12 protein-coding genes are annotated in these 11,382 nt (G+C 59.6%); 6 read left to right on the top strand and 6 right to left on the bottom strand.

Features of this window, described 5'->3' with window-relative positions:
* Positions 1–8: 8 nt before the first annotated feature.
* Entirely contained in the window at positions 9–395 is a 387-nt protein-coding gene (locus JQM68_RS05605; protein ID WP_235222011.1) for a RidA family protein, read from the top strand.
* A gap of 35 nt (positions 396–430) precedes the next feature.
* On the opposite strand, the gene JQM68_RS05600 is transcribed toward JQM68_RS05605, so the two are convergent.
* Complete coding sequence (locus tag JQM68_RS05600; protein WP_235222010.1) at positions 431–952, bottom strand: CarD family transcriptional regulator; 522 nt, start codon at positions 950–952, stop codon at positions 431–433.
* Between the two features lie 241 nt (positions 953–1,193).
* Between JQM68_RS05600 and JQM68_RS05595 the strand changes: the two genes are divergently transcribed.
* From JQM68_RS05595 to JQM68_RS05585, 3 genes are read left to right on the top strand one after another with little or no spacing between them, the layout of a single operon-like run.
* Complete coding sequence (locus JQM68_RS05595; RefSeq protein WP_235222009.1) at positions 1,194–2,120, top strand: sugar phosphate isomerase/epimerase family protein; 927 nt, start codon at positions 1,194–1,196, stop codon at positions 2,118–2,120.
* 43 nt (positions 2,121–2,163) lie between these two features.
* Positions 2,164–3,525, top strand: coding sequence for a TrkH family potassium uptake protein (locus tag JQM68_RS05590; protein WP_235222054.1), 1,362 nt, complete (start codon positions 2,164–2,166; stop codon positions 3,523–3,525).
* Between the two features lie 15 nt (positions 3,526–3,540).
* Positions 3,541–4,188: a potassium channel family protein gene (locus JQM68_RS05585; protein WP_235222008.1), complete on the top strand. Its 648-nt coding sequence runs from the start codon at positions 3,541–3,543 to the stop codon at positions 4,186–4,188.
* Between the two features lie 72 nt (positions 4,189–4,260).
* Here JQM68_RS05585 and JQM68_RS05580 read toward each other — a convergent pair whose 3' ends face one another.
* Entirely contained in the window at positions 4,261–4,512 is a 252-nt protein-coding gene (locus JQM68_RS05580; protein WP_235222007.1) for a glutaredoxin, read from the bottom strand.
* A gap of 92 nt (positions 4,513–4,604) precedes the next feature.
* Positions 4,605–5,402 carry a hypothetical protein gene (locus JQM68_RS05575; RefSeq protein ID WP_235222006.1) on the bottom strand — a complete coding sequence of 266 codons (798 nt, stop codon included), beginning with the start codon at positions 5,400–5,402 and terminating at the stop codon, positions 4,605–4,607.
* A 138-nt stretch (positions 5,403–5,540) separates the two neighbouring features.
* On the opposite strand from JQM68_RS05575, the gene JQM68_RS05570 reads away from it, so the two are divergent.
* Positions 5,541–5,912 carry a hypothetical protein gene (locus tag JQM68_RS05570; protein WP_235222005.1) on the top strand — a complete coding sequence of 124 codons (372 nt, stop codon included), beginning with the start codon at positions 5,541–5,543 and terminating at the stop codon, positions 5,910–5,912.
* 70 nt (positions 5,913–5,982) lie between these two features.
* On the opposite strand, the gene JQM68_RS05565 is transcribed toward JQM68_RS05570, so the two are convergent.
* The 3 genes from JQM68_RS05565 to JQM68_RS05555 form a co-directional block, all read right to left on the bottom strand.
* On the bottom strand, positions 5,983–7,266 hold the full coding sequence (locus tag JQM68_RS05565; protein ID WP_235222004.1) for a glycosyltransferase: 1,284 nt from the start codon (positions 7,264–7,266) through the stop codon (positions 5,983–5,985).
* 325 nt (positions 7,267–7,591) lie between these two features.
* A complete protein-coding gene (locus JQM68_RS05560; RefSeq protein ID WP_235222003.1) occupies positions 7,592–7,966 on the bottom strand; it encodes a hypothetical protein in 375 nt (124 codons plus the stop codon).
* A 123-nt stretch (positions 7,967–8,089) separates the two neighbouring features.
* Positions 8,090–9,100, bottom strand: coding sequence for a LacI family DNA-binding transcriptional regulator (locus JQM68_RS05555; protein ID WP_235222002.1), 1,011 nt, complete (start codon positions 9,098–9,100; stop codon positions 8,090–8,092).
* 411 nt (positions 9,101–9,511) lie between these two features.
* On the opposite strand from JQM68_RS05555, the gene JQM68_RS05550 reads away from it, so the two are divergent.
* Complete coding sequence (locus JQM68_RS05550; protein WP_235222001.1) at positions 9,512–11,377, top strand: ABC transporter permease; 1,866 nt, start codon at positions 9,512–9,514, stop codon at positions 11,375–11,377.
* Positions 11,378–11,382 lie beyond the last annotated feature (5 nt).

The raw sequence follows: 11,382 nt of genomic DNA, 5'->3' as shown, positions 1-11,382 counted from the left end.
GGTGACACATGATGGACTGTGAATTTCTGAACCTGCAGGAACCCGGCGAAGGGCCTTATTCCGACCTGGTGGCCGTGGACGGCAAGTTCCTGTTTCTCTCCGGCCTGGTGTCCGAGGACTTTGAGACCGGGGAACTGGTCTCCGGTGACATTGCCGCGGAGACCCGGCAGACTTTGAAGAATCTGGCCATGATCCTGAAGCGGTATGGCTCCGATATGGACCATGTGGTCCGCATTGAGGTGATCTTGGCGGACTTTTCGGAGCGGGACGCCATGAACGCCGAGTACGTGAAACATTTCGACCCTGCCCATAAGCCGGCCCGCCTGTGCTTCGGCGGCGTGGACCTGGCGGATGGCTGCAAAATCGAGATCATGGCCACCGCCGTCAGAAAATAACGGAAAACACCGGGAAGTTTCGCTTCCCGGTGTTTTTACGTCTGAGCGGGCGGGGCTTCCTCCACCCGGCGGGCGATGTAGGGCTGGACTTCCTCAAAGGGGATGCCCAGCGCGGCGGAGAGCTCGCCGTACAGCAGCCGCTCCGCCTGTTTCATATACCGCTCATCCACCATGCCCAGCCGCCGCTTCTGGGCTTCCGCCTGCCGCTGCTTGGCGTAAATGGACATCATCAGCTCCAGCAGCTCCCTGCAGTCGTGGCTGCAGACGGCGGACTGGTAGTGCTGGGCCAGGGCCTGCAGGGTAGGGGCGTGGCAGGCTTCCGCCTGAATGGAGGGGATCAGGTCGATGAGGTCTTCCGCCTCCTGCCGGGAGATGACGGGGCGGATAGGGACCTTCTGACTGTCTACCGGCGCGTAGATGACGCCGTCCTGATACAGGGGCTTCAGCAGATAGTACTGCCGGCCCCATTCGGCGCGGGTGAGGTTCGGCGTGGCGACGCCCTCCACCCGGCATACGCCGGTCGTACCGTATACCAACAGCTCTCCGGGCTGAAACATGATACGTGCCTCCTTACACAACACACATAAAAAAGCACAGCCCCGGCAACTGGACTTACGTCGGCCGGGACTGCGCGCTGCATATACAGTATAGCATGGTTTCCGCCGGAAATGTAAGGAAAAATTTTAAAAATTGTTATTTTTTCAGCGGGATTTCAAGGAGCGCGGGAGTGGCGGAGCGCGGAAAACGTTGACAGCGGGACAGGCCATGCCTTAAAATGAGACGAATGGAGGCGATAGGATGAGACTTGCGATCAAGACCTGTACATTGGATATGTCCTATACCGATATGCTGGATTTCTGCGTGGAGCAGGGGGTCGGCGCCGTGGAGATCGGCACCGGCAACTGGTCCGGCGCGCCCCATATCGATCTGGAGGAGATGGTGTCCTCCGGGACGGCCCGGCAGCAGTGGTTTGACGAGATGCGCCGCCGGAATATCGAGCTGTGCGCCCTGAACTGCTCCGGCAACCCCCTGGCCTATGAGAAGGACTGGGCTGTGACGGAAAAGACCTTCCGCCTGGCGGAGAAACTGGGCGTGAAGAAGATCGTGATGATGAGCGGCCTGCCCGCGGGCTGCCCCGGCGACAGGACCCCGGTGTGGGTGACGACTTCCTGGCCGCCGGAGACCCAGGACATCCTGGATTACCAGTGGAACGAAGTTGCCATACCCAAGTGGCGGGAGCTGGTGCGCATGGCAGAGGACTGCGGCATTGAGCGCATCGCTCTGGAGAATCACGGGATGCAGCTGGTGTACAACCCGGAGACGCTGCTGCGGCTGCGGGAGGCCGTGGGCCCCATGGTGGGCATGAACCTGGACCCCTCCCACCTGTTCTGGATGGGCGGCGACCCCATCGAGGCCGCCCGGGTGCTGGGCGAGGCGGGGGCCATCTACCACATTCACGGCAAGGATTCCCGGCCGGAGCGCCGGATGTGCGGCCCCAACGGGATGCTGGACACCAAGACCATCGACCAGTTCGCGCAGCGGTCCTGGAACTACGTGGCGGTGGGCGCGGGCCATGGCGCCCAGTGGTGGAAGGAGTTCTTCTCCGTGGCCCGGATGTGCGGCTACGACGACGATGTGTCCCTGGAGATGGAGGACCTGACCCTGCCCATGCTGGAGGGCCACATCAGCTCCCTGCGGACGCTGAAGGAAGCCCTGGTGCTGTAAATTTCCGTGAACTGTGGTACAATAGGAAGCAAATCCTTTGCAGATGGGAGAAATGGCCGTGCCCTTTTGGAAAAATGACAGGATCACACCGGCTCAGATCATCATTCTGGGCTTCCTGCTGCTGATCACCGTGGGAACGGTGCTGCTGATGCTGCCCTTTGCCACCAACAATCCCAGCGGCGCGCCGTTTCTGGACGCCCTGTTCACCGCTACCTCCGCCACCTGCGTGACGGGCCTGGTGGTTCAGGATACCGCGCTGTACTGGTCCCCCTTCGGACAGGCGGTCATTCTGGTTCTTATTCAAATCGGCGGCATGGGCGTGGTGACTATGGCTGTGGCGATCTTTATCTTTTCCGGGAGGCGGATCAGCCTGAAGCAGCGCTGGGTCATGCAGGAGTCCATCTCCGCGCCCCAGGTGGGCGGCATCGTGCGGCAGACCCGGTTCATTTTGAAGACCGCCGTTATCATGGAGGCGGCGGGAGCGGTGCTGCTGGCCCTGCGGTTCTGCCCCGGCATGGGCTGGAAGGGCCTGTGGTACGCGGTATTCCACTCCATTTCCGCGTTCTGCAACGCGGGCTTTGACCTGATGGGAACGAGCAGCGGTCCCTGTTCGTCCATGACGGCCTATACCGCCGACGCGCTGGTGAATATCGCTCTGATTTTGCTTATCGTGCTGGGCGGCATCGGCTTTATGACCTGGCAGGATTTCCGGGAGCACAAGTGGCACGTGCGGACCATGCGCCTCCAGACGAAGGTGGTTTTATCCACCACCGCCGTTTTGCTGGTGGGCGGCTTCCTGTATTTTTACTTCTACGAGTTCCGGCAGACCCAGTGGCGGGAGCTGGGCGCTGGGGAGCGGTTCTGGGCGGCGCTGTTCCAGACGGTCACGCCCCGCACCGCCGGTTTCAACACCGTGGATTTGAGCGAGATGACCCAGCCCGGCCAGCTTGTGACGGTCTTCCTCATGCTGGTGGGCGGCTCCCCCGGCTCCACCGCCGGCGGTTTCAAGACCACGACGCTGGCGGTGCTGCTGCTGACCACAGCGGCGGTGTTCCGCCGCCGTGACACGGCCCACTGCTTCGGCCGCCGCCTTCAGGAGGAGGCGGTCCACAGTGCCACCGCGCTGCTGGTGATCTACCTGCTGCTGGCCATGACGGGCGGCATCCTCATCTGCTGCATCGACGGCATCCCCCTGATGGGGGCGCTGTTTGAATCCGCTTCTGCCGTGGCGACGGTGGGACTGTCCCTGGGCTATACCGGGGGGCTGTCCGCGGTGTCCCGGCTGATTTTGATTTTCCTCATGTACTTCGGCCGCGTAGGCGGCCTGACGGTGATCTACGCTGTGACCACCAAGGGGACGGGCAAGGTCTCCCAGTTCCCCCAGGAGCGGCTCACGGTGGGATGACAGAAAGGACAAACTATGAAATCTGTTTTGCTGATCGGCCTGGGCCGGTTTGGACGCCATATGGCCATGAAGCTGCGGGAGCTGCACCACGAGGTGCTGGCCATCGACAACAACGAGCAGCGGGTCAACGACGCGCTGGAATTCGTGACCAACGCCCAGATCGGCGACAGCACCAATGAACAGTTTATCGCCTCTCTGGGCGTGCGGAACTTCGATCTGTGCGTGGTGGCCATCGGGGACAACTTCCAGAGTTCTCTGGAGACCACCGCCCTGCTGAAAGAGTACGGGGCGCCCTTTGTCCTCTCCCGCGCCACCCGGGATGTCCACGCCAAGTTTTTGCTGCGCAACGGCGCCGATGAGATCATCTACCCCGAAAAGCAGATGGCCGACTGGGCGGCCGTGCGGTACAGCGGCGACCATATCTTCGATTACGTGCAGCTGACGCCGGACCACTCCATCTATGAGACGGCGGTGCCGGAGAGCTTCGTGGGGAAGACGGTGGTGGAGCTGGCCGTCCGCCAAAAATACCATGTCAATATCCTGGCGACAAAGCGGGACGGCGTCCTGGAGCCGCTGCCCGGCCCCAACCACTGCTTCACCGCCGATGAGACCATCTTTATTCTGGGCGGCAATAAGGACCTGCAGAAATTCCTGAATCTGTGAGCGTTCAGCGGTAAATGCATGACAAAAAACGGACGGTATGCGGCGCATACCGTCCGTTTTTCATGGGATGCTTTATTTCAGCACGGCGTCCAGGTCCCGGGTGACGGTGCCGTCCTCCAGGATGAAGCAGGGGATGCCGATGCCGCCGTTTGCCCGGATGTCGGCGTAGGCGGGGCTGTCCTGCCGCAGGGCCAGATAGGCCTCCAGGTCGGAGAGGCTTGCGGAGAGGTTTTTGAAGTCGATCTCCGCCTTTGCTTCGCTGAGGCGGTTCAGGGCGTACAGGGTATCCGGGCACAGATGGCTGCCGATGACGGTGACTTTCATGGTAAAAAACTCCTTTGCGTATGGATTGGATAGGCTATTTTACAGCAACAAATTCCATTTCGCAAGAGAACTTTTTGAAAAGCCGCCTGCCCTTAAAAGACGCTCATACGGAGGTCGGGGCCGTCCGCTCTGACGGGGCCGCTGTCATAGGAAAAACCGGGCTGGGAGCCGGTGGAAAACTGAATTCTGAACACCAGACGGCCGCAGGCTTCCTCACGGACCGCCAGCTGATAGGCGGCGGCTTCCGAAAGGTCGCGCTCCCCGCGGCGGAACCGCGTCAGACGGCCCGTGCCCTGTACCGAAAGCACGTTTGACCGGCCCTCGGGACACCGGACCGCCGCTTCGTGCCCGGACGCGTACAGGCACAGGCCATCGTGCTCGTCACCGGCAGTATACCGGATGGCGCGGTCCGTGCTGTCCCCGCTGGGGATGAACGCGTGGAGGGAAAAGGGCCGGCCGGAAAAGGGGACACGGCTGTTTTCCATGCAGCCCCGTGCGGTGCCCATCAGACAGCAGCCGCGGCGACAGGGCCTTGTTGTGGTGGAGCGGGTGCAGGTGGTGGATGTGCAGGTGGTGGATGTGGTGGTGGTCGTCGTGGTGCAGGGCATCAGCTCCCGGACGTTTTCCAGCTTGAACTGGAGCAGCATCTGGAGCTTGATGATCGTTTTGATCATGTCCTCTGCGCTTTTATTCACTTCCGTGACGTCGCGCAGCGTGCAGCCGCCGTGCTGACAGCGGTCCAGCACATGCCGTATTTTATCGTGTTCGGCGTCCATGAGCTTTGCCAAACTCATTTCCTCCATGGCGATAGAGGAGAGCAAGAGGTTGACCGCGTCGCAGGAATCCATATCAATGACCGGCTCAATGTCCGGAATGTTCGGAAATGACATCAGAACGCTCCTTTCTTTGAGGGAGTATGAGAGATACGTTCTCTCACCAGTATATTTCGGGGTTTCCCCGGGGGTGTATGCACACATGGAGGGAACCGAACTATAATGAAATAGACCCATTGGAGAAAGGAGTCTTATATGTCTTTTCCCAATATTCCGGACGTGGATGCGTCTGTCGATATTTCCACGGAGGATTCCGTGAACCTGCTGCTGGCCTCCATTGCCTTTGAGGAGCTGGGCCTTGCCCATATCATCAACGCCGAGGCGGAAAAAATCCAGTTTGTGCTTGGCACCCTTGAGGATCAGGAGTGGGAGAGAACCACTCCCACCATTGAGGACCTGCTGGACATCAACCGCTCGGTGGACCAGACCCTGAAAGAGGTCATCAAGACCCAGATGCTGCTCCAGTTCAAGCTGGAGGATGTGCTGACCATCAGCACCACGACAACCAGCACCACCAGCACCACCACGACCACGACGAAGCACAAGGATGACGAGCCCACCGTGTGACCCCCGGAGCTGACAACTGCGGACGAACGTCCACGGAGAACAGAAAAGCTGCCCGGATGGGCGGCTTCTCTTATGCTTCCAGCAGCGGCTGGAGCTGATTGTACCACACCCAGCCGGGGCTGAAGAACTGACGGGTCAGGGCCTTGGCCCGCAGCACCGGGTTATCCCGCATCCGGTCGGCGATCTTCACCGCGTGGTTTTCCAGATACCCCATCTCGGACGGCTGGTAGGTCTCCTTGGTATCAAAGCCGAAGTTCCGGGCGTCCCAGCGCATAAAATACGCGCCGAACTTTTTCCCCAGCTCCTCCAGCGCGGGAACGGCCTCGTTCAGCACCAGGAAATTCCCCCGGCTGGCCGCCTCCAGCACCGTCAGGCCGAAGGACTCGGAGTAGGACGGGCAGATGAACAGGTTCGACAGCGTGAAAAGCTCCAGCACCGCGCCGCGGGGGAAGCCGGACTGGTAGCCAAGGTCGCTGGTAAAGAGCATGTCTTCGCCATCCAGCCCGCACACCTCCCCGGTGGCCCGGATGATGAGCTTATACTTGACAGCATCCGTGTCCATACAGGGGAAGTCACAGAAGACCACCTTCACGGTCCGCTCCGTCCGCTTTTTGATAGCGCCGGCCAGGGCCGCCACCTTTTCAAACCGTTTTCCCGTTGTAAAGCGCCCGGGGTAGACGATCAGGAAATCGGGGGTCAACAGGTCCATCCGGCTGTGAACGGCGGCAATATCCGCGCTCATGGCGGAGAGCAGGTTCAGACTGTTGGAGACGACCCGGCACTTTCCCTCCGGCACGTCGTACTGCCGTGCCAGCGCGGGGATGCCGGACTGGGTGGGATAGACGTAAATGGTGTGGGGCATGGCGGTGTACCGGCAGGAGAAGGGATACTGGGGCGCGGGCGGCCGGTTCACCGGCGCGGAGTGGGTAAAGGCGATGAACCTGACATGGGGCAGGCCCTCCTGCGCCTTGCGGACAGCCACATTGTGGACGAGGCGCCAGCCCTGGTAATGGATGTCGTGCATGATGCACACATCCACGTCGGAAAGAGCCGCCTGGAGGCTTTGGGCGATGACCTCCGCTTCCGCATAAAAGCTCTCATGCACCTCCCCGGACGGCTGGGAGTAGTCGTGCCACTGGATCGGCCTGCCGTCCAGCCGGTTTGTGATCTTCACCCACTCCAGCCGCTCATCGGCGAAGATGCCGCTCCGGTCACTGTCGGGGCAGTCCTCACTGACCAGAACTTTCGTGGGTATCCCGGCGTCCAGCAGCATTTTCAGGTGTTCGGCCACGACGTTGACCAGCGAATACGTACTGCTCAGCCCGTTGAACATGCTTAAAACGGCGACCTTCATGCAAATCCCTCCCAATTTCCGCCATACGGCAGCTTATACTAGAATCCATTAAAAACAAGACAATGGTCTTGTTTTTATAGCGCCAACGGCGCGTTGGATTCTTATGAGACGCACCGACGCGCAAAGCGCGGCGGTTCCCATTAAAATATCTTATTTTAATGGGAGAGTAGTATTACTGTCAGTCTATGCGGAGAGATGGACGGAGTTGCGGGCGTTTTGCCGGCGGGGATCCTGAAAATACCGCAGAAAGGTTTCCCCCGGCATTTGCCAAAGGGAAACCTTTCTGCGGCCATTGATTTTTCAACGCTTTTTCGAAAAATGTGCCTCAAACGATGCTGCTGCCGGGGCCCACGCCCTCCGGCGCGCCGGGCAGCTCCGGGCGGCGCTCTTTCAGCAGGCCGAGGGCCCGGTTGGCGTCCTGCTCCCGGTCAAAGGTCAGGCTCTGATAGAACTCGCCGCCGTACTGGACCCGCACCACAAAGACCTGCAGCTGTCCGCCGCAGCAGCCCTTGGGGGAGATGGAGCTCTTCTGGACCCAGGCCCGGTCCAGCGTTTCCAGAGGGAGATACTGCGCGCCCACCGGAAAGGCCGGAATATACAGCGCGTCCTTCCCGAACCGGATATTCCCGATCTTTACGGCGGATTGATAGTCTGACTTCGGGTCCTGCAGGGGATTTCCATAGATCGCCTTGAATGCCATGTTTTCGCCCTCCTTATCAATTGCGGGGGTTTCCCGGTACAGATTTTATATTATCATACCATTTTAGTAGGAAAAAGATATGACAAATGCAACGTTTTTTAACAAAATTTCAGCGCGCACTTTTTACCGGCAGGTGTTCCGCTGGATCAGCACCGGCGTCAGCAGGCGCTGGGTGAATTCCATCCCATCGCCCTGCTGGATCAGTTCCATCAAAAGCCGCACGCCGGAGCCGGCCAGAGCCTCGGTCCGCTGGGAGATGGTGGTCAGCCGGATCTTGGGCAGGGCGGTGTAGTCGATGTTGTCGAAGCCCATGAGAGACAGGCGGCCAGGAATGGAGATCCCCAATTCATCCGCCGCCTGCATAGCGCCCAGAGCAATGAGGTCCGAGGCGGCGAACACCGCCGTCTGGGAAAAGGGCTTCCGGAAGATCTCCATGGCCAATTGGTAGCCGCTTTCCGTGGTGGAGCGGTTTTCCTGATTCCATACCGTGGACACTTCCATTCCAAGCTCGGAAGCCGCGTCTTCAAATCCCCTGTGCCGGAGAAGGTGGGTGTCGCTGTGCCGGCGGGCGCCCAGATAGACTACCTTCCGATGGCCCAGGCCGTGGAGATACCGGGCGGCCATCTGGCCGCCCACATAGTTGTCGGTGCTGACACAGTTGATGCGTGTCGAGGCGTCCGGCGGGACAAAGGCGCCCAGCAGCACGATGGGGACGGCGGACTGGTACTTCTCCAGCAGCGCCGGTGCGCCGTTGCTGGAGCTGGCCAGCAGGATGCCGTCCACCCGCTGGCTGATGAGGAAGTCGAACAGCTCGTCGATGCCCTTTTTCCCGGGGCGGCCGCTGCACAGCATGACCTGGTAGCCAAGCTGGGCCGTGCAGGTCTCAATATGCAGGGCCAGGGCTGCGTGGAACGGGCTGGAGATGTCGGGCAAAACGACGCCGATCACATTGGAGCGGCTGGAAATCAGGCTGCGGGCCAGCAGATTGGTGCGGTATCCCTCTTTCTGGCAGAGCTCCAGGATGCGCTCCCGGGTCTCCGGACTGATCTCCGGCGCGTTGTTGATGGCTCTGGAAACAGTGGTCACGGAAACGCCCGCCATCCGGGCAATGTCTTTGATCGTTACACGCCGCATGAAAAATTCCGCCCCCCACAGTGATTGCTATATTTGCTGGTAACGTTTGCACTCCTGAAAGCAAACCAGGATGCTGTCTCTCCACGAAATGGGAAATTGATGCGTTAAAACTGAAAAAAGATTCAAAATTTTGACTAAAATCAAAAAATAATCCGGTCAAAAAGGACTTACGAAACCTTTTTCGGTTTCCATTATAACAAAAAGAGACACAAGAAGATATTGTGCAAACAACACAAAAAGAAGGGGCTAATATAGTATTTAATGTGAAAAGTGCAAACAACGCTTGACAATTCTCTACATGGAATGATAAGGTATTAGCAAGAAAGCCGAAAACGTTTGCATAAAACCGCGAAACTGTGGGCGTGCTTTCTGCTTTGAAATCTCAGGAAAGAGAGAGGGTGCCTTCACGCAATGAAGCAAAATGAGCGAAGCTATTCCCGGTCCAGGCGTCTCAAGAACCAGATCAAGGCTGTGGTCACGAACCCCTACAATGTGATCGTACTGATCGCCATCGTCCTGCTGACCTACCTGATCATCTTCCCCCTGGTGGACATGCTGTCCACGACCTTCCAACTGTCCCAGCGGGATCTGCGGGCGGTTCCCGGCGGCGTGGCCGGTGAATTTACGTTCTACTACTGGCAGCGGCTGCTGGCCAGCGAGCTGTCCAAAAACCTGCTGATCGTCCCCCTGGTGAACTCTTTGAAGATCGGCGTCGGCGTGTCCGTGTGCGCCATTGCCCTGGGCTCCATTCTGGCCTGGCTGATGGTCCGCTCCGACCTGCCCTTCAAGCCCTTCTTCTCCCTGGCGGTCATCATCCCCTACATGATCCCCTCCTGGGTGAAGTCCCAGGCGTGGCTCAGTATGTTCAAGACGCCCCGTGTCGGCGGCTCGGCGGGCTTTGTGGCGTCGATCATGACCTCCATGGGCATGTCCAATGAGGCCATTGAAACGATCCTCTCGCCCATTGCCTACGGCCCCATCGCCATCATCATCGTGCTGACGCTGCACTATTACGCCTATACGTACCTGCTGGTCTCCGGTGCGCTGGGCTCCATCAACTCCGAGCTGGAGGAGATGGGCGAGATCCAGGGCGCCAGCAAGAGCCTCATCCTGCGGAAGATCACCCTTCCCCTGGTGCTGCCCTCCATGCTGTCCGCCGTCATCCTGACCTTCTCCAAGGCCATCGGTACCTTCGGCACCATCAATTACCTGGGCTCTCCCGTCAGCTTCCGGACGCTGTCCAGTGAGCTGTACTCCAACTCCAAGTCCCAGAACACCCAGACGGCCTTCGCCATGGCCATCCTGATGATCTGCATCGCCGCCCTGTCCGTGTTCATCAACCAGAAGCTCATCGGCTCCCGGAAGTCCTACGCCACCATCGGCGGCAAGGGCGGCCGCTCCACCCTCATCGGACTGGGCGGATGGAAGCCTTTGATCACCCTCATCCTGATCATCTTCTTCATCGTCGGCATCATCATGCCGGTGGTCATCCTGATCGTCGAGAGCTGCATGCTGAAAGAGGGCGTGTACTCCCTGGATAACTTCACGCTGTACTACTGGATCGGCGAGGGCGACCCGAACATCATGGAGGGCGTTCCCGGCATCTTCAAGAACAGCAACTTCAAGCTGGCGCTGTGGAACTCCCTGAAGCTGACCATTGTCAACGGCGTGTTCGGCACCATCTTCGGCCAGCTGCTGGGCTACATCTGCGCCAAGGGCCGCGGCAAGTTCCACGGCAAGCTGGTGGAGCAGCTGGTGTTCATCCCCTACCTGATCCCCTCCGTGGCCTTCGGCGGCATCTACCTCTCCATGTTCTCCAAGCCCCAGACCCTGTTTGGCGTGACCCTGGTCCCGGCGCTGTACGGCACCTTCGCCCTGCTGACGCTGACCTCCGTGGTGAAGCACCTGCCCTTCGCCTCCCGCGCCGGCACCTCCAACATGCTGCAGATCAGCGGCGAGCTGGAGGAGGCCGCCATGATCGAAGGCGCCGGCTTCTTCAAGCGCTTCGTCAAGATCGTGTTCCCGCTGTCCAAGAGCGGTTTCATCTCCGGCTTCATGCTGATCTTCGTCTCCATTATGAAGGAACTGGACCTGATCATCCTGATCATGACCCCCAAGACCTCCACGCTGCCCTACCTGGCGTTCCAGTATCAGAATCAGAACTGCCCCCAGGCATCTAACTGCGTGGCCATCGTGATGTTCTCCATCGTGTTCCTGGTGTACGCGCTGGCGAATATCTTCGGAGACGCTGACCTGGCCAAGAGCATGGCCGGCTGAGAACA

Origin of the sequence: Oscillibacter valericigenes (genome assembly GCF_021531435.1) — a bacterium.
Lineage (GTDB): Bacteria > Bacillota > Clostridia > Oscillospirales > Oscillospiraceae > Oscillibacter > Oscillibacter valericigenes_B.
Note: the sequence above shows the minus strand (reverse complement) of the source record. Positions and strands in the feature narration are given on the sequence as shown.